Origin of the sequence: Oligoflexus sp. (assembly GCF_035638955.1) — a bacterium.
In the GTDB taxonomy this organism is placed as follows: Bacteria; Bdellovibrionota_B; Oligoflexia; order Oligoflexales; family Oligoflexaceae; genus Oligoflexus.
The window spans coordinates 19,328-38,775 of sequence record NZ_DASQYZ010000224.1 but is presented as its reverse complement, the minus strand read 5'-3'; the positions used below and the strand labels follow the sequence as shown (position 1 = coordinate 38,775).

The 19,448-nt window shown below is 52.2% G+C and carries 15 protein-coding genes and 1 pseudogene; 5 read left to right on the top strand and 11 right to left on the bottom strand.

What is annotated here, in order from left to right:
* Positions 1 to 418: 418 nt before the first annotated feature.
* From VE954_RS21390 to VE954_RS21375, 4 genes and pseudogenes are all read left to right on the top strand, one after another.
* Positions 419 to 755: pseudogene (locus tag VE954_RS21390) on the top strand (transposase); the annotation flags it as partial.
* A gap of 23 nt (positions 756 to 778) precedes the next feature.
* Positions 779 to 1,999, top strand: a complete 1,221-nt coding sequence (locus VE954_RS21385; RefSeq protein WP_324956560.1) for an ATP-binding protein — start codon at positions 779 to 781, stop codon at positions 1,997 to 1,999.
* Positions 2,000 to 2,092: 93 nt separating this feature from the next.
* The gene (locus tag VE954_RS21380; RefSeq protein ID WP_324956557.1) at positions 2,093 to 2,509 is read left to right on the top strand and encodes a DUF6006 family protein; all 417 of its coding nucleotides are present in this window, start codon (positions 2,093 to 2,095) and stop codon (positions 2,507 to 2,509) included.
* A 431-nt stretch (positions 2,510 to 2,940) separates the two neighbouring features.
* Positions 2,941 to 5,541: a TonB-dependent receptor plug domain-containing protein gene (locus tag VE954_RS21375; protein WP_324956555.1), complete on the top strand. Its 2,601-nt coding sequence runs from the start codon at positions 2,941 to 2,943 to the stop codon at positions 5,539 to 5,541.
* Positions 5,542 to 5,608: 67 nt separating this feature from the next.
* Here VE954_RS21375 and VE954_RS21370 read toward each other — a convergent pair whose 3' ends face one another.
* Both VE954_RS21370 and VE954_RS21365 read right to left on the bottom strand, forming a co-directional pair.
* Positions 5,609 to 6,466, bottom strand: a complete 858-nt coding sequence (locus VE954_RS21370) for a hypothetical protein (protein ID WP_324956553.1) — start codon at positions 6,464 to 6,466, stop codon at positions 5,609 to 5,611.
* Between the two features lie 63 nt (positions 6,467 to 6,529).
* Complete coding sequence (locus VE954_RS21365; RefSeq protein ID WP_324956551.1) at positions 6,530 to 6,739, bottom strand: hypothetical protein; 210 nt, start codon at positions 6,737 to 6,739, stop codon at positions 6,530 to 6,532.
* A 319-nt stretch (positions 6,740 to 7,058) separates the two neighbouring features.
* On the opposite strand from VE954_RS21365, the gene VE954_RS21360 reads away from it, so the two are divergent.
* Positions 7,059 to 7,475 carry a hypothetical protein gene (locus tag VE954_RS21360; RefSeq protein WP_324956549.1) on the top strand — a complete coding sequence of 139 codons (417 nt, stop codon included), beginning with the start codon at positions 7,059 to 7,061 and terminating at the stop codon, positions 7,473 to 7,475.
* A gap of 151 nt (positions 7,476 to 7,626) precedes the next feature.
* Here the strand turns inward: VE954_RS21360 and VE954_RS21355 are convergent, their stop codons facing one another.
* The 9 genes from VE954_RS21355 to VE954_RS21315 all read right to left on the bottom strand — a co-directional run bounded on the left by VE954_RS21355 (position 7,627) and on the right by VE954_RS21315 (position 19,443).
* Entirely contained in the window at positions 7,627 to 8,241 is a 615-nt protein-coding gene (locus VE954_RS21355; RefSeq protein WP_324956547.1) for a hypothetical protein, read from the bottom strand.
* Positions 8,242 to 8,319: 78 nt separating this feature from the next.
* Positions 8,320 to 10,173 carry a hypothetical protein gene (locus VE954_RS21350; RefSeq protein ID WP_324956545.1) on the bottom strand — a complete coding sequence of 618 codons (1,854 nt, stop codon included), beginning with the start codon at positions 10,171 to 10,173 and terminating at the stop codon, positions 8,320 to 8,322.
* Between the two features lie 19 nt (positions 10,174 to 10,192).
* Positions 10,193 to 11,644: a DUF1501 domain-containing protein gene (locus VE954_RS21345; protein WP_324956543.1), complete on the bottom strand. Its 1,452-nt coding sequence runs from the start codon at positions 11,642 to 11,644 to the stop codon at positions 10,193 to 10,195.
* A gap of 951 nt (positions 11,645 to 12,595) precedes the next feature.
* Entirely contained in the window at positions 12,596 to 14,020 is a 1,425-nt protein-coding gene (locus VE954_RS21340; RefSeq protein WP_324956541.1) for a pyridoxal phosphate-dependent decarboxylase family protein, read from the bottom strand.
* Between the two features lie 134 nt (positions 14,021 to 14,154).
* The gene (locus VE954_RS21335) at positions 14,155 to 15,657 is read right to left on the bottom strand and encodes a glycosyl hydrolase family 18 protein (RefSeq protein ID WP_324956539.1); all 1,503 of its coding nucleotides are present in this window, start codon (positions 15,655 to 15,657) and stop codon (positions 14,155 to 14,157) included.
* A 159-nt stretch (positions 15,658 to 15,816) separates the two neighbouring features.
* Complete coding sequence (locus tag VE954_RS21330) at positions 15,817 to 16,497, bottom strand: TetR/AcrR family transcriptional regulator (protein WP_324956537.1); 681 nt, start codon at positions 16,495 to 16,497, stop codon at positions 15,817 to 15,819.
* Positions 16,498 to 16,646: 149 nt separating this feature from the next.
* Entirely contained in the window at positions 16,647 to 17,867 is a 1,221-nt protein-coding gene (locus tag VE954_RS21325; RefSeq protein ID WP_324956535.1) for a hypothetical protein, read from the bottom strand.
* Positions 17,868 to 17,976: 109 nt separating this feature from the next.
* Entirely contained in the window at positions 17,977 to 18,249 is a 273-nt protein-coding gene (locus tag VE954_RS21320; protein WP_324956532.1) for a hypothetical protein, read from the bottom strand.
* Positions 18,250 to 18,333: 84 nt separating this feature from the next.
* Entirely contained in the window at positions 18,334 to 19,443 is a 1,110-nt protein-coding gene (locus VE954_RS21315) for an alkaline phosphatase (RefSeq protein ID WP_324956530.1), read from the bottom strand.
* Positions 19,444 to 19,448: the final 5 nt, after the last annotated feature.

Here is a 19,448-nt window from a genome sequence, read left to right as displayed (position 1 = left end):
GGTAATGATTCTGAAGTTGCTGAACCCACAAGCTTTTTGTCTTTGGATGTCTGGGACATGGATGAAGCCTCATTTCCGCCACTTTCATTATACTAATTTATCGGCAGAAACTGTCTCATACTTGGCTGAGATATAGGGCCTCGCCAAGTGCGAGCTCAACCCAGAAAATCTCTAAGGCAAAATTTTGCTTCAAAGTCCTGCCTTAGGGCCTCTTTTCAGAATGTCCCGCGTCTATTCAAGACTGCTTTTGTTCTTATAATAGCCCATTTTGAACCCAAAATAACTGTGAAACATAAAAATCAATCCGAAAGCCTCTTGAAATCATAAGCGGAAATTTTCAATATCCACGTTTCCTGTTGCGCTGCTGTTCTATATTCATGCTGAGTTTGTTGTGGCAAAAAGTTTCGATCGATATCGAATGCCCGATGAACTTTGGATCAGAATTGAGTTTCTACTTCCTGCCCGTCACCCCTACGCGAGTCCGAAAGGAGGAAGGCCACGCCTCCAAAAATTGAGGCCTGTCGCCGACGCCATTTTCTACAAGATGCGGACGGGCTGCCAATGGAATTGCCATTCCACGAGTATTCGGGGCCAGCAGTACTATTCATGATTACTTTCAGGAGTGGGTTGAACTCGGTATTTTCGAACGGATATGGGACTTGGCCTTGTACGAGTACGAACGTGAAGCGGAAATCCCATTTGCACTGAACGAGCCGCTTTTGCCCCGCAACCTAAGGTGGCAGCGCAAGTCAGGCGACTGGCTGATGCTGGAACTGGAATGGAGTGGAGTCCCATCAGCGGGGGCGAACGCATTGATAAGCTGCTGGTCACGGTTAATGATGTAACGCATCTGCGCAAGATGGAAGAGAAGGCCGAGGAAAAGGATCACGAGCTGCGTATTGTCAGCGAGATCCTGGCCTGTGACGAAAGGAACTGGCAGCGCTTTCTGCTGGCCAGCCGTCGCTATCTGACAGAAAGCCGGGAACTATGCCTGCTCACCAATTCCACCGGGCTTCGTGAACGGATTCAAACCGTGTTTATGAATATTCATACAATCAAAGGTTCCGTCCGCTCCCTGCAGTTGAAGCACCTGAATGAGACCTTGCATCGGGTGGAGCAAAGTCTGAGCGGAATGCTTAAAGACTCGCATGCTGAACTCCAGCGTCACGAGATCCTCGACCAGCTGACCGAAGCAGAAACAGCCTTGCACCGCTATGAAGCCGTGGCTCTGCAAAAGCTCGGGCGTTCATCGCAAAAATCCCGTCTTTTTACCCTGGGCAGCGATGCTGTCATGACCATCTATTCGGTTCTGCATAAGCTGGAACAACGTGGGGCACCAGGTCCCATGCAGGTCGAAAATGCGGCGCAGATCCTGCGTTCGTCCCTGTTTACGGGCATGGACGAACTGATGGATGATATTTTTGCGCCGATGCCTCTCTTGGCCCGTGACCTCGGTAAAACACCACCTCAGGTGGAATGCCGTCTGCCCAAGCTGTCCGTGACCGCACCAGCCGAAGAAGCGCTCCGCAATATATTCCTTCACCTGATTCGGAATGCATTGGATCATGGCATCGAATCGGCCGAGGAACGACACGCAGCCGGTAAACCCGAAAAGGGCTTGCTCAAGCTATCAGCCTGGTCGCAGGACGATCATCTTGGACTCAGGTTCTCGGATGACGGAAGGGGTCTAAACCTTAAGCATCTGCGTGAGCTCGCCAAGGCCCAGCGGCTCCTGACCGATGATCAAATCGCCAGTGATGAAGCCGTGGCGAATCTTATCTTTCTTGCCGAGCTGAGCACAGCCGAGACCATCAGTGATATATCAGGCCGGGGGATTGGTATGGCTGCTGCCCGCCGTTTCATTGAAGCGCTTCAAGGCCGGATTGAAATTGAGTTGACCGATGCTCGCGCCTCTGGCTTTGGGTACCGTTCCTTTGTTTTCGTTATGACCCTACCCAAGGAACTCTTCCCCAGTGCCGATGACGGCGTTGCGGCTTAATGCAAACAAAAAAATTTGCAGCAAGTGGAACATGACCTCGTCTCACCATCGCTTCCTGAATTTTTTTTACGAGGACATCATTATGCTGAATACATGTATCGTTCTGCATTTCTTGCCCTGCCCCTACTGTCGATGTTCGCATCCAGTTCCGTGTCGGCCAGTCAGATCGTAAGACAGTGGTACCACGGCTGGTGGGACTGCAATATTGATGGCCGTCCGGCCCAGATGGTCTGGGAGGTGGTGGACGATCCGCAGACCAAGCGTTATCCAGACGGCACCTGCAGCACGACCTCGGCTGTAAAAACCGTGGGCTGGTTCAGCGACAACGGAGCCCCCTGGGTTCACCTGGGAATCAATAACAGCTCAGGCACCTACTTCGGCATTCGCTATCTGGGCCAGGAGCAGGACAATTGGTATCTGATTCACAATCCTGCAGATGATACAGCCACAGGAAAAACGACCTGGCGTGGCCAACAGTATCCTCTGAGTTGCTGGAACCACCGCCGCTAGGATTGAAAGCGATTGCCTTTTGGGTGCCGGCCGCAGAAAAAATCGGGTTGGACTGTAATACCATGAACAGACAAATCGGTTTGGCCGACCGTCACCCTTAAAAATACCTTCCGTGTCCGTCCTTGAAACGCGCCTCCTGACCTTAATCCGCAAAATTCCTCCCATCAAACTTGCTTCGGATACGCACGCGTCCCCTTGCCATCAGGTGTTATGAGCACGCATAGGCATTGCCCATTTGTTCAGACCGGAGTAGGGTCATTTTTAAGACTGCCGTATTTTTCAATTCAATTATCCGTAACCCATGGACGTGCCCTTGTTGCCTAAAGGTCCTGATTAAAAAATAGTCTGTCCCCTTCTCACGTTCCTGACAGTGATTCTGATCAGGAACTGTGATACATATATTTGGCCAAATCGAGTACGAAAGGATGATCATGAAGTTTAAGCCTGCAACACTTCTCCCCCTTGCGTTGATGGTCGGGGGAACAGCTCCCCAAGTCCTCTTCGCTCAGGGCGAGACGACACCCGCAACCCAGCCCAATGCCAAAGCAGACAAAAAGGGCGAGAAAATCCAAGTCACCGGTTCTCGTATCAAGAGAATCGACGTCGAAGGCGCGTCCCCTGTCAGCGTCATCGACCGCCAGGCGATCGATAATTCCGGCGTGACTTCCGTCCGTGAACTCCTCTCCAACTTTTCAGGAACCTCATCAGCCTTTGACGGCGGCGGTTCGAGCGTGGCTGGTGGTGTGAGCGCGATCAATCTCAAAGGCTTGGGCGAGGGCCGGACCCTGGTCTTGATCGATGGTGTGCGCATGCCGAAGCACCCTGAACTGGAAGGCTTCGACTTGAACTCGCTGCCCCTCGCATCGATTGAACGCGTTGAAGTTCTGAACCAGTCCGCTGCGGCGATTTATGGTTCGGATGCTATCGGTGGTGTGATCAACATCATCACCCGTAAGCAATATGATGGCGCTCAGGTGGAACTTCAGTACTCGCGTCCCACAGGGGAAGGCGGCGGATCGGGTTCGGTCAGCGGCGTGATTGGCCTCAATTCCGGCGGTTTGCAATCGACTCTGGTGTTGAACGTTTATAAAGAAGACATGCTGTTTGCTAAACAGCGCGATTTTTCCAAGGACCGCTTGAGTAGCTTCGGTTATCCCGGTTTCTACGGCGGGGCCACTGGCCAACCTGCTCCCGATGACTATGGGACCTGGCCTGCAGCGGGCTGCCCAAATTATACCGAAACCGGCGGCGTACCGGATCAGGCTGGAAGTTGTAATTTCAATTACAACGACTACAACACCCTGCTGCCCTCCATCAAACGCGTCTCCGGTCTTTGGAACTTTACCTACGGTCTGAGCGATTTCGACCTGACCGGTAAGGTGATCGCCACCCACCAAGTGACCAGCTCGCAATTGCGTCCGGAAAACAATGCCGGCGGCCAGGCGACCAACATTGATCAAACTGCGATCGATGCCATGCCCCAGGCCCGATTCGACGAACTCTTTCCAGGCTTTGGCGGGACCAAGCCGGGCGCGGGCGGTGTCGACATGTACCTCCGCTTGAGCGATTTCGGCAATTCGACCACAGACAAAACGGCTGACCTTTTGGGTGCGACCGTCGGTTTGGGCGGAACCACTGGCGGCGGTTGGGATTGGAAAGTTTCCTTGAACTCGGCGCTTGCGAAGACCGAGTCGGAATCCAGTAACAAACTTCGCACAGCTGTCTTTAACGATCTGATTACCACGGGTAATTATATTCCTTGGGATCCGAACCGTGACCTTGGGTCGATCAAAGCGGCTCTTGTCACTGAATCGTCCTATACGGAAGAAACCGCAATGAATGGCCTGGAAGCCTCATCGACAACGACGTTGGGCGAACTTTCTGGCGGCCAGATTGGGTTTGCCGTTGCCGCTGGTGTTGTCGGCGAAACCTATAAGGTGAAGTTTGATGATGAGTCGTCCACTCTGGATGCTTTGATCAACGTCGCCGGTGCGGGTGGCGAAGGCGATCGGACTGTGACTTATGTTGCAGCCGAAACCACGTTGCCCTTGGCCAAGACCTTTGAAGTGGATGTCGCGGCACGCTATGACCAGTACTCCGATTTCGGCTCAGCCTTCAGTCCTCAGATGTCGCTCCTTTCGACCCCATTGCCCTTCCTGAAATTGCGCGGATCGGTCGGGACCGCCTTTAAGGCGCCAAGTCTGGAGCAGCTCAATGGTGCAACCGGTGTCTCGTTTGATAATGTCGTCGATTATCCCTATTGCAAGGCCAATGGCATCAGTGACGAAGACTGCGAAGCCGATCCCGTCGTAACAGCGGCTCAGCAGAAAACCTTGCGCCGTGGCAACGATGAACTGGATCCTGAAAAATCCTTCGTCTATGGCTTTGGTGTGGTTTTGCAGCCCCTGGACGATATGTCCTTGTCTGCTGACTATTGGAAAATCACTTCTGAAGATCTCATTGATCGTCGCGATCTGCAGGACATCGTGGATGAAGAGGATCCACTGGTGAAACGCGATCCGGCCAACGGCCAGATCCTGGAAATCGATTTTCCTCTGCAAAACCTGTCGAAGCTTATTCGTTCCGGCGTGGATTTGAACTTTAGCTACGCTCTGCGCACAGGCGGTTTCACCACCAATTTCCGCTCACTGGGAACTTGGTATCTGGAAGACAAAGAGGAGCCTAGGAACAAGCCGATGGAAAATAAGCTTGGCCAAAACGCAAGCTACAAGTGGAAACTGGGCAACGAAATCGACACCAGCTTTGGTCGTGCTTATGGCTTCACTCTCGCGTCGTCGACCGTGGGCACGCATCAGAAGTTGACCAACAAAGGTGATCGTCTGCCGCAGTACACCCGTTACGATGCTCAGGCCCGTTACGCCCCCACCGACAACAGCCAGGTGGCCCTGGGTGTGATCAACCTGATGAATAAGCAAGGCGGTATCGACGACAGCAACCTGGGTGATGTGGAGTCCAGTATCTACAACATCAAAGGTCGTGAATACTACCTGCGTCTGACCATGAACCTCTAAGACTCCGAAAGCCGTCAGGCCTCATGACCTGACGGCTTGCTTGATCTTCAGTCTTCCGCCAAGCGCGTTATTCCGCGCTGAATTGAAAGCGAACCAGGACCCGATCGATCTCATTTTGATTCCATTCTCCTGCCGCAGGAAGCTTCGCAAGATCGCTCAAAGCCATTGTTGGATCAGCCCAGATGATAGGTAGCATTTTTTCCAGTTTGGCTTTGACGGCGGCATCATTCTTCCGGGATTTATGCACCTTGCCTGTTTTCGCGTCCAGAATAATAACCGCAGGTGTCGCACGCAGGGTTTTCATCATCAAATAGCTATGACAGGTATCGATGAAATCTTCGGTGGGACCCATGTAACCAGCCATGCTAGTCATGGCCGAATCCGTCGTATCATCAAGCCCCAACATGAGACGGGCAGCATCGATCACAGACCGTTCAGACTCAGTCTTGCGGAGATTGTCAAAATAAGCCTTCAGTTCCTGGTTGATCGTGTAAGAATAATCCGCGCTTTGGGAAAAGCGGTTCAGCTTAATTTTTCCGTTGGCATCCATGCGACTTTTTAAAATGGCACTATCATGGGTGACGTGCGCATCGGCTATATTACAGAGTGACCTGACGACGCCGGATCGATAAAACCAATCCATAGCGTTGGGCATACGCTCCGGATCTTGAATGAGGTTGGTATAAATCAGATTCACGGATTCGGGCAGCGGCTTGGGAGTATTATTGCAAAGCGACGGCGCGTCGCTGCAGGTGAGTCCCATGAAAGAACTCAGCATCGGCACGCCATAGGCAGCTGCAGCAACCTTTCCTTCAGGCATTAAACCGGTGCCCGAGACCACCCTGACTTTGGCAAAGAGTGGCAGAAGTTCATCCGGCAGGCCGTCAATGAAGGCGTCCGTCGTTTCTTTTATCAACTCATTCACGAGTGTATGCTCTTTAATAAGCTCCCGGGTAATAGGCTGTCCACGGTCACCCAGGAAAGGGACTTATTGAACGGGACAGCTGCTTTCGTTGGTCGCATCGGCTGAACCGCACGACGCAAAATAAGGCAGATGGTCGGCATAGGGTGAATCGGTTTTCAAAGTGAATCCAACTTTCACCCCCGTGGTGCCTTGGGGACCATGATCGTCGTCCTTGTGACACGAAACCAGCGAAATTCCAAGGCCAAGGGCGATAAAGCTTTTTAAGAGGGTCATTCTGAGCTCCAGGCAAGTTGTCCAACTCAAAGACGGCGTGCTGACTGCGATGATGCAGTCTTACTGCAAAAAAACCCCCAAAAACTTTCAGTAAAATTAGTGAGTTACATCATATTGCAGCATTTTTCATGCAGCCTTGTCAGAAGTTTCGCCACGGCCGGAGTTCGCATGCTGCAAAGCACTGGAATAAGACAAGCCAGTCCCAGGCACGCGGTTTGCAAATCCACATGCAATATCTTCAGGAAATTCAAGTCTTACCCTAGGACAGAATCAGGGTCGCACATGAGGCCTTGATCGACTCATCACACGGAGGACCTCGATGCGTTCCAGTTTTATCAAAGCTGTCATCCCTGGTTTTATGCTACTGACCGCATGCGCCCATCATCGTGATGTTAGGCCCTCTGAAGACGGACTGCATTCGGTGCAATTCCAAACGGAAGAGAAAGGTCAGGGTTTCCGCGAAGGCATGAGCCAGGCAAATCATTACTGCGAGCAGTTCAAGCAGCAAGCCTATCAGGTCAACGAGTCGAGCCAATACGTTGGCAGCATGGACGAGTCGACCTATAATACCGGCAAGACCGTATCGAAGGTCGCAAAAGTTGCTGGCACCGCCGGTTATATTTTCGGTGGTAAAAATGAATCCAAGGTCGGCGGTGCTGCATCCGTCGGTGGCGTCGTGGGTGATGCCGTCCTGGGCGAAGGCTATCAGTATCAAATGCGCTTTAAGTGCAAGTGATCCCTTAAGGACAAGGGATTGTGGTACCGAGGGCGGCTGCGCCCCGAAATTTAGGCATTTTGGACAATTCTGAAGATGATAAATCCCTGCGGACAATTCCCTGATCGGGGAAGCATGCTGGAAATGGAATGCATGTGCCCATGGGAATTTCCTACTCCTGTAGCAAAAAATACGGATTCATAAACATGGTTTCAAATAGGGCTGCAACTCTTTCCTGACCCAACGCGAGACCGTGATTGCTTTCGAGGAAGTACTGCAGCCAGGAATCACGCTCTTGCAGAGGTGCATCATAGCTCATGACAAGCATCCAGAGCCCTTGCAGACGGTTTCGGATAGGTGTTGACGTTTGTTGCCAGGCGCAAAGCTCAGGAAGCATCGCCACAATGCTGCTTTGCAGTCGATACTCGGCAGCACCCTGTTCGCCTTCAAACGAAATTGATCCGAGTGCTGCTGGCAAGCGCTCACAATTCCGTCCGATCTCATGCGCTAGCAATGCGAATTGATTGTACCAGAGCATGGCACTGAACGGATTGGGTTCACCCGCCCGGAATTCGTACACCTCACCGGTATTGTCATGGTATCCTAGCAAGCCGCGAACTTGGAATATGCCAGGGCCACCGATAGCTTCAATCGCAAAATTCTCATTGCTTGAAACATTGTTGTCCAAAAGGCGAGCGCGCATGAGACCATTGATCGGCTCGTAACCTTCCAATTCACCTGTCCGCCTGCTTGAAAAACTCCAGTCTTGTTGAAGCTCAGTGACCATGTCCTGATTTCTACCACAGGAGCCAAGCAGAAGAGCAAACCAACAAAAATTCATCCACCGCATGAGGTATCCCTTGTATCAATGTTCAATAATCTGGGTCAGCCATTCATAAAATTTCTGGCGATCGGTGGGTATGATCGTTCGCCCAGGGGGCATTTTAGGGCCAAGTTCGCTTCCCGTGATGCGCTTGCGAAGGATTTGAAAACTCTCCTTCGGATCCCGTTGGATACCATTTTTTAGATGGGGGAATCCGAAGCGACCCTCACCCACATCGACCCACTGCGACAGGTTCAAACCACCCGAAGCATGGCTTGTATTGTGGCAACTCTTGCAATTGGTTTCCACGATCGATGCGATCAGACAAGGTGGGCGGTTTGTTTCAGTCTGTGAGGGACCATCATAGCAAACCCCTGGTTGGGGATCGAAAGTCTCGAATGAACGACTCAGAATGAATCGTTTGATCAGATGTTTAAAGCCCACGCTTTTGTTGTCTTCCGTCTGCCATGCGTCGGCGAGTTCGTTGAGCCAGACTCCATCGTAGGTCAATCCTGGTCCAATAAAGTGCTCGGCCATGCGTCTGACAAAACACATCTGGACGTCTTTGGCCTTGCCGGCAAATGTCATGAAGTCACTCAGCTTGTTCCCTTGCCAGTTTCGATGGGGAATGCCAGCCTCTGTATAGTATCCCACATCCCATTCACCTTTTTCATTCTTCCAGGATCCGAGGTAGGCATTCAATCTGTCACCATCCATGTCGATTCCATCGTCGAAAATCAAGAGATTTATGTTTTCGAAATTGGTTCCCTGCGTTCCATAAGTTCGGAACAGTCCCGCAAGGGGATCAAGCTTATAGTGGCAGGACATGCAAGCAGGATCACTGGCATGCTTTTTCTCCGAATGCTTGCTGGGTTCAATTTCAATCGCTCCCAATTCGTCGCAGAAATAGGTCCGCAGCATGTAAGCTGATCGTTTTCGATTGTAATTGGTGGATGTGTTGCGCAATTGATTCCAGAAGCCCTCGCGGCTGAAGGGCGTGATAAGAGGGCGCATAGCTGGTGGCTGCGGCAGTATGATGAAATCCTTCAGACTCTTTACAGGAGTATGGGCACTCGTGTCGGGTATCGCGGCGAAGAAACTTGTAAACGCCTCTTTGATCCGATTGAGTTCAACGGCTATGGTTTCGCCGGTTACATCGATTCGACTGCAGAGCGGAGGTTGAACCTGCATCTCTTTCGCGGCAGGATCTTCGACCAACGCCGACAGCCACGCGTTTCGGATCATGGATTCGAGTTGGGGGTCAAAGCCGGCTGCATTAAAACCGAGGCCGCCGTCGACAGCTTCAAGGGTGTTCCGTAACTTTTCGCAGCCTGAAATTTTACCGGCGCCCGCCCCCTTGAGGGTCTGCATGGCTTGATCCAGACCCTCGAGCATGGTGTCTCGAATAGCTTCGCGTTGCTCTTTCTCAGGGAGATCACCGAATAGTCTACGTGGCGTTTGCATAGGCCGCAGGACGAGATCAGGATACATCGTGAACAGATCCAGTTGGCGGTTATCCATGACCCGCCGAGCGGACGCAATAGCCTGTGGAACCGTAAAGGCCATGGGATTGTAGGTGAATCCTTGCGTATAAGGATCGGCTGATTTTATTTTATCGACATCGCGCCCCATAAAGTGCAGGAACGCACCCAGCGTCGCATCAGCGAAGGCAGGCTGTTCGATAAAATAATCGACGACATCAGCCCGGTTCATGCTCAATAAACGATCCAGTTCGTCTTTTTCACTAAGACCTTCGCTCTGCCCGAGAGCCTTGGCTGCTTTGTGAATCCAGCGAGCCTTTTCCCACGGATCTTCCGGGGACTGAGCAATGACGAGATTCGAAGTAAGAAGCAAGAGCCCGAGAGGCAGTTGAAGCAACCTTGCTGCCAATTGCATACCCACCATCCTTTGGTTTTCAGGCATTTGTCAAAAGCTTTCGCAACACAGGGGCCCGTTTGGAACTCCCCGGACCAAAGCGGAAATGGGATTCTTCTTTCACACCTGCCAGATGAAAAAGCGTATTGACGACAGACGGGAAGCACAGATGATGTTCGAGAACAAAATCCTCCTCGATGCCGGGCCGAGTCTGCAACGAGTCCAAATCCATGGGTAAGCCCATCATACAAAGCAGAGCTGGATCCAAAGCACGATGGGCTTTCGAAACATTCTGGAAGGATCGATTTTCACCCAAGGATTGCAGATCGCTCGATCCTACGATGAGCCCACCGCGTATACCCTTGCCGGCCAGGAGAACCGTATTCGTCAGGGGGTTATGATCAGTGCCGGTCGCATCGATCTCCGTTCGTTCCTGCCGCATGGTTCGGGAAAATTCAGAACTGATCATGACAGTGGTCACATCCAAAAAGCTTTTGCCGTTTGCAGCATCAAACGGGGTTGTTGTCAGCCACTGAAAAACCATAGCCAGCTCGTCCAGCAAGCTCTTATATTTGGCTGGTTGCTCTTGGGCATTTTCTTTATCGTGCGTATCAATGTCGGGATCGTAATCGATCATGATGGTCATGCAAGACGTGACACCCCGCATAAAGTATTGGTAAGCAACTTGAAGTGCTGTCGAAAGACCCGTGGTGTCGGCCGAGTCCGTCACTGATTTCAGAGCATCCGATAGCTGAGGAGCGCGTTGGAATCCCTGGAGCAATTTTCGTGTTCCCTGGGAAAAGAGTCCAGCTCCCGAGCTGTTTTGGGTCATTCTTTGCTGAATGAAGGCCGAAGTTTTAGTATTGAGATCGAGTTTTATACCTTTGCGCAGATCTTCAGCCAGTATCAAGCCGGTGTCAGCATTCAGAGCTACGCTTCCCGAAAAATTATTCGGCGGATCATTGCCGTCCCCTTCAAAGCCTCCGACGTGGACGGAATCCAGTGGCGTGCCGCGGGTACTGCCAAGTATGGGTACAAAGGAGGCGCCGTTGCCGCTTTGTCCATTGAAAAGAAAATAGAGGTTCTGACCATGCCCGACCAGGCCATTGGCCAGCATTACAACTCCATTCAGTATGGAAAAATGCTGGCGGTATTTCTCCAGAGGGTTTGCCAGGGGCGTCACCAGGGTTGCGACGCCGTTACTGCCTTCCCAACGCAGCGGTGTTGGATCTTTCAAGACTTGTGATCCGATGGCAGCATTCTTATAGAGATAATTTTGCAGTCTGCCTGCATCCGTAAACTCGAGAGGGCGCGCATCGAAGAGGTAAGTGACATCGGCACCACCAGAGATAATGAAGTTCAGGAAAAAGTGAGGTTCCTGTTCACGCTTGTCCGAGGCAAACAAAGGACTGGCTGACAAGGATAGAAAAGGCAAAGTGCTCGACAGAAGACGGCAGAATCGTCTTCGATCCACTCCATGGCTCAGAGTCATCGGACTCTCTCCTTTGTTCGATTGTAGAAAAAAGCATAACCAACTTTGCTCGAACAATCCAAAGATTTTTGTAAATAAATCATGTGATAATAAATTCAGCAGAAAGCTGACGATGAAAACAATCGCCGTTTCATCAAAGCGATCGACCAAAGTCCTTGCTTCGTTTTCAGAAATTTTCAAAAAGATGTCGATTTCTCTGCCAGGACCAGCATAACGACCGCTGTTCAAGTCCGCACGACTCTTTCGATATGATTCTTGATCAAACCAACCGACGCCGAAACCGCGGAAGTTGAAGCACCTGACGTGTTTTTAAATTGGATGCTAAGGGATGCTGAATGAGAACTGGTCCTCGAGGAAAAGAAGCCTTGCAGGCGGTAAGAAATCTAAACAGCATCAAGAGGCTCAGAATCGCGATATTGCGCTATATCTTGCTGCTATTATCAATTTAGACAAAGCTCACCAGACTAGGCCGGGGCATGGCCCCTCTCTTGGTATCACTGCTCACACACGACCCACATTTTGACGCCAGCCCGCGCAGCCGGAGCAGCCGGCATTCCTGCATGCTTGAGAAATCGCTTAATCTGGACTGGGTCCAGCACTGCAAAAATGATTTCCAAGAGATGACTTTCCTTTTTTGGGATTTTTCAGCGCCTTCTGGCCTCAGCGATACCTTGCGCTTACACTTGCCCGGAGTCAGGATTATTTCATCACGACGTTTGAAGTTCGACGCCAACACTCCACCGTAGCGCACTAACGGACTCGACCGGGAGGGATCAGAGCTATCAGTACCTGTTGAAAAAACTTTGGGGCTACGACGAAGGAATCGACGCATGAGCAAAGGTTATGAACGGCATCCCAGGACCAGTGAAGCCCTGGTTTACTTGGGAATGATCCGACTTATGCTGCGTCGTTTGGTGTGAAACTGCCGCCACGCAGTTTTTCAACAAGCACTTAAGCCTGACGCAAGGCACGGAGCAGCTCATGCAAGTGCTCTTCGTTGGTCTCTGGATTAATGAGTGTCGTTCGCAGAAAAAGCCCGCCGCGCAATCGCGTTTGAACCAAATAAAAAGCTCCGCTGGTGACGACTCGGGAGCGAACGCGCTCCTGCAGCGCATCCAGATCCTTCTCAGCCACCCCCTGACCCAGATAACGGAAGCACACAATATTGGCCTCGGGTGGGGTCGCCAGCTCAAAATCAGGGGCCTCGTCAATCATGTGTGCAAACTCCTGGGCTAAATCCGCCATGTCCTGCACATACTGGGCAAAGAAGCCTTCGCCATACGAGGCGAGACTTGCATATAAAATAAATCCCATCATATTCTTCGTGCATTCCAGCGTGCGCATGCCCACATCATACCAATTCTCCAGTCTTGCCTGCTCATCACCAAAAAGATATGTCGCCTTCTGAGCAAAACTTTCATACGAATGGCGACCATTCCTAAAAATAACGGCGGTGATAAGGGCCGGCGTCAGCAGCATCTTATGCGCATCCCAGACTACGGAATCGGCTCGTTCGATCCCGACAAATTTTTCGCGCAATTTCGCAGACAAAACAAACGAGGCGCCGTGAGCTCCATCCACATGGAACCAAAGCTTATGCCGCTCGGCGAAATCAGCGATTTTCTGGAGGGGGTCGATGGCACCCGTTGCGGTGGAACAGGCACTGCCGACCACAGCGATCACCTGCCGGCCGCTGGCTTCGGCTTCATGGAATTTTTCTTCGAGCCGATTGGGATCCAAACGATACCGGGCATCGCTGGGAACCAGGACTACACCGGCTTCACCCCAGCCCATGATTTGCACGGCACGCTTGATACAATAATGAGCCTGATCCGAGACAAGCAACGTCAAGGGGCGACCGGCATCCTGCCCGTTCTGCCAAACATCAAAACCGGCTTTGGCCTGCCGAGCTGCCAGCAAGGCTGTCAGGTTTCCTGCGGATCCGCCCGAGGTTAAAACGCCATCGGCCTTGTCATCAAATCCAAGACGTCGAGCCATCCACTGCAGCGCGCGTCGTTCCATGGCCGACGAGACATTCCCCATCTCATAAACGGCCGAGCCGTTATTCAGGAGCGACGAGACCAGATTAAAAACTGCAGACAGAGGCAAGGGGGACGTGACCTGATGACCCACATAGTGCGGATGGTGCAGATGATTGGAGCCTGCAATCACATCACGAATCAGACCTTGCGGATCCCGAGCCTGATCAAAGTCGCTCGTCCAGCGTTGCAGCATCTCATGGGGCGGTGTCCACGGGAGGACAGGCTCGGTCGCCGGCGCCTCCTGCACCTTTTGCAGATAATCAGCCAGAAGATCAACGACGGCATGGGCCTGTTGTCGAAAGACCTCGGGATTGAAAGCATCAGAATTATGCAAAGGTCATCCTTTCCTGGGAGCCGAAGGAGCTCTCGGAAAAACTGATCAATGCGTGGGACAAAAGCAAGATGATTTTGGGGGAAATACCTTGTGGCATAGGAAGGGCCGCCTTGCGGCAGCCCCTGATTGCAGGATTATGGCAGCGGACGATCACACGCTGGCAATTCCAAAGTGCGACACATCGCTTGAACAAACTGAGTCGCCGTCGGATTACCGGCCTTTTGCAAAGACCAGATCATCATACCCTGACCACCCTTGCTCAGGACATAACGCGCGCGATCCTGTGCTTCTTCAGGCGTCGACACATGACCGCCCCAGGCTTCCGGTGGAACTTCCACGCCTAACATCAGAGGACCTTTGTAGAGGTCGCGGTAGGCATCGAAGGCCATCTTTGCATCATATCCCGTGGCACTGCCTGCAGGTGAAGACGGTCCACCGGCATCGTAGGACATGATATAGATCGCATCAAAATCGGCGCCAGCCTCTTTGAGCGGATTCACATAAAGACCGAAGTTGGCACCAACCAGATTGCCTTTAAAGGACGAGACGGGGTACCTGGCCGTTCCAAAAGCACCTGTGCTCCACGCGGCGGTGGTGATCAGGTAAGGTCTTGGCAATGCGGCACGGAAACTGCGAATGATCTGAACGAACTCGCGGTCACCAGGACAGGACTGACCACCACTGCCCCATGAACAGGCGCCTTCGGTTGGTTCATAGTCGATGTCCGCACCATCAGCGCCCAGGTCTTTGACCAAAGCAGCAACAGCAGTGGCATTGGCTTGTTTCCAGTTCACATAGGTCGCGCCGCCGATCGACAGCAAGACTTTTGTCCCTGGATTTTTAGTTTTCAGAACTTTGATGGCATCTTTCACGACTTTAAAGTCCGATGAAAAATCCATCCCGGTTCCCACCCAGGACTGCTGACCTGCCTGATAGGACGTTTCAGGACGCACAAACGACAGAAGAACTGTGGTGATGTACGGTGGAAGTTTGGCCAAACTATGCTGGCTGCCTTCCGAGGCCCAACCAGCGCTCCAGCTCTGATAGTAACCGACGATTTCCCGGTTGCCTGTTGGCGGTATGGGAGTCGGGGTCGGAGTTGGAGTGGGTTCTGGTTTAGGGGTTGGCGTCGGGGTCGGCGTTGGTTCAGGGGTCGGACCCGGTTGCGGATTCGGTTCAGGCTGCGGGGCCGGGGTGCTCGGCAACGTTCCTTGACCCAAATAAAGGATGGGTTGAACGGGTTGAGCATTGGCCGTAAATTCCAGATTCAAAGCATCACCGGCATTAAGCCCAAGGTTCAACCAGGTCGCCGCGGGATCGCGACTGTAGCTGAAGCCATCGGCTTCCAATTGCCAGTTCACCCAACTGAAGTAGTCCGGGTTCTTGCCCCAAGGCTGGGTTTCTGGTTTGGCTGCAGAAAAGCGAATGTTGGCGTGAGAAAAATCCAGCTTGCGGCCACAGTTGTTGGTGATCTGCAGACGTGCGATGCGGGATGTGGCTTCATACGATGGTGTGAAGGCCACGCAACTCACAGGACTCAGGACGTTGTTCACTTTTGAGGAGTTCTCATCGGAACAACTCCAGACAGCAGAGGCGAGGATCAGCGCAATGGGGACACGAAACGAGAAACAATTCATTAGGAGCCTCCTAACAGGGTTGAAAACGGTTACGCACTCGTTTGCATAACCATGTTCTGGCTCTATCATGAAAAGTTTATGGTGATTGAAATCAGCTTTCAAATTCGGAGGTAACGCATCCTCCATATGGATGAAGGTCACCGCAACACACGGATGGCTTCAAACATGAGACAAATAGAGATCGAGCACGCGCTGACCTTTGTCTGTGTGGTAGGGATAAAGAAACCGGACGAGCAGAGCCTGCGGCTGCAGCAGAGTATCAGCCGGTTGGCGATTGTCCAGATGCACACCTGAGAAGTTAGCCAGGGTCCAGAAATTCTCGATGAACGCATCGATTTCCACAGGTGATTTGAAAGGCTTCAGGATGCCCGCTTCCACCCACAGGCGGGCGGTGCTGCGCATCGCATCAAAGAGCTGTTCATAACGCAGACGCCAGAGTTTCGCCAGCAGCGGATCGGACCGCAAAAGACTGGCGAACTCGCGAAAAAAGAATTGATAGCGCGACAACTCCCCAAAGCAAAAACGCATAAAGCCGGTCAGACCTTCCTTGGGGTTGAGCGGACCACGGCCCGCCCACTTCGTTGGCAAAAAGATATCCATTTGCCAGAAGAGGGTGCGGATGATCTCTTCCTTATTCTTGAAATGATAATAAAGGTTGCCCGGACTGATGCCCGCTTGCTCGGCAATCGCATGAGTCGTGATGCGTGTCGCTCCGTGCTCATTGAATAGGGACAGGGCTGCCTTGAGAATCTGCGATTGGGTTTGCAGGGCCAGATGCGACGAGGGCCGATCCTTTTGAAAGAGTGGTTCCTGGTTGCGAATAAGATCCTCGTTCAACATGACATACCCTCGCCAAAGAGATTTAGACAGTTATGTCTAAATTAAAGGAAAGTCATGGCCGGTGCCAGGGAAATCCGCTCCCTGCCCGGCCGCCCGTCCTCGGAATCGCGTGTTTGGTCCCCGATCATCCGGACCATAAATCGATGGAATCAGAACACGATAAAAAAGCTCGCGTACCCGCCGCCCCAGGGATGAAAACCTTGCTTATCAAACGGAAAATCATCCACCAGCTGGTCGATGTCCCACGTGGTGATCACCCGCAGGCGTCCGCTCGGGCCCAGCACAATTTCGGGTCCCCAGTTGATCTTGACTTCCGTGGACTGCTCCCGCTTTTCTTCATCAAGCTTGACCTGATTCAGCGTGAAGCCCCAGAATTGGGTGTACTTCTGATCCCAAAAGGGTCGCGACCAGTTGGCGAGGAACGCCGATTCCTGTCGCGTCATGGACTGATCAACAGCGGCTTCAGCGTCGGATCTTTGTCTTTGGGTCTCGCTCATCAGGCCCCACACAGCGTATTGGAAAGATTCCGACCGTCGTTGGATGGACTGGCCTATTTCTGCGATATGCCGCGTATCCTGATAAGCCTCGCCTTCGTCGGTTGATAGGGCCGTCAGGGCTTCACGTTCTTTTTCCTCATCGAACTTGACGTAAAAAGTTTGCCCTTCACTCCCCTCGTAGGACCACTGCAGTTCCGAGGTTTTGTATCGATACCCGTAGTGCTGATCCTTGGACACGCGATACCAATCCACCGGTTGATCCTGCTCAAGGCGGAGTCGTAAGGTCGACCGCCCCCATCTCTGCAAACCCGAGAATTCCCAGGACCAGGGATGGGTGGTTCGATAGTCTGCCCCCTGCAACTTTTTTTCGTTATAGAACGTATCCACCGACCAGCCGATGAGTTGCCAACGTGAGTCTTCGTGGGGGGCGTAATGCAGCCTCATGCCCAGGTCGGCAAACGATTTTTCGGAATGACCGTCACCCATAAGACCCAGACGCCAGCTGTTGGCCTCGTCGCCATAGGAAAGCTCCAGGGCCGAGTTATCTCGAACCTGGCGCGGCTCTTCATCACGCTGCGAGACATAGGCCAGCCGCCAGGCATCGTGGTTCGAACTGCGGAGGTGAATATGCTGACGGAACAGGAATTCTTTTTTGTTCAAACTGCCGGCGGAACTTCGAAATCCAACCTGGGATTGCTCCCAGGTTTTCTCGTCAAAAAACACGTCCCGATAGCTCAGGATATCGTTATAGTATTCAACGCCTAATCCTGTCACACGATTCAGACTGTTCGCATCCTGATGATTCCATCGCGCCGAGGCGGGCTTGGCGAGCAGAATCATCGGGATGGATGGAACCAAAAACCGCCAAATCATGGAATGCTTCACTGTATCGCTCATTAAGCTGGGGAATACCGCAGCATCGCAATCGATCCTGAAAAATGCAATCCAAACTTACGCCCTTTGCAGGCGAAATGACCGGGTTTTAAGAAGCCGGATTGGGCTTTTTAGGGTGATGCTTATGGGTGGCGCGGAACGTCTGAAGCTCCTCTTTGGAGATTGACCCGTTTTTATCCGTATCGACTTGATCAAATTTGGAGCTCAACCGACGCGCGCCCGCCACTTCCTCTTTGCTCAACCCCAGGTTTCCATCACTATCGAGCGATTCAAAGGATTTGGCTCCTTTCCCATGACCCTGGCCAGCCAGGACAGGAAGGGACGGAACGGCACACAAGGCGATAACCAATAGTCTTTTCATAGGGATTCTCCGGTTAAGTTAGCAAGCGCTGGAACACACTTGCCAACCTTAGACGAAGGATCCAGGGTCAAGGTTCATTCCGACTCAAAGATTTTGCGTGAGAATCTTATAAGTGGATTCCAGGCCCATGGCTTTGATACTCAGATGAAAAATCTCGGTGTTATCGATCGTTCTGCCAAAGGCTTCCGCGCCAGGCCCAATCGCATAAACCGGAACATTGACTCCACTATGGCTCAACGTGCCATCACTGGCTTTCGGCATGGTCCACTGATGATCAGGCACCTGGCGTGTTCCGCGCGACGCGCCTACCTTCAATCCACCTGTTTCGTGGTCCGCTGTCACGATTAAAAGCGTATCGGTGCGGCCCTGCATCCAGGTTAAAATCTCGTCCACGCTTTGCGCCAGCCCCTTGACTTCAAAGATGGTCTTATAAAGATCGGCAGAATGCGAAGCCCAATCGATTTTGCCGCCTTCCACCATCAGAAAAAATCCGTCCGGATCCGAACTGAGAAGCTGCAGCGCCTTGCGAGTCATTTCATGGAGGCGCGGGGCGGTTCCTTGCGGTTCAAATTCCCAGGCCAGTTCCGTGTCGGTGAAAAGTCCGGCGATTCTTTTTTTCCCCAGATCGTTCGGCAGACTTTCCATTTCACTCAGATTCCGCACCACGGAATAACCTTTGTACTGACACCATTCAGGATTGATCTCGGTCACGGCTCCCCACAGTAGATTGGGCCTTGAATCACTTAAGAGACTGTCGACGATGCCATTTTTCTTTTCCCTGAAATCTTCATGGGCTCCAAAGCCCGCAGGGGTTGCATGCGAAACAGCCACCGATGTGAGAAGACCGGTGCTTTTGCCGGCAATTTTAGCAATCTCGGTGATATTGGGAATATCGCGGGCCTGGGCATCACGCCCGACATAACCATTGATCGTCTTGACCCCGGTGGCCATGGCTGTGGCCGCAGCGGCTGAATCGGTGACCGGGCTGGACGCTGAGGCTGTCTTCATATCACCTTTGTGGGGAAACGATTCGAAATTCAAAGTCCCTTCGCGACCGTTGAAATAAATACCAGTCGCCTTGACCTGCTCATAACCCATGCCGTCACCGACGACGATGATCAGATTTTTGATGGAACCTTGCGCCAGCCCGATCTGTGAAAAGCATAGCAAAACAAGGCTAGTAAAAAGTCTCATAGGCC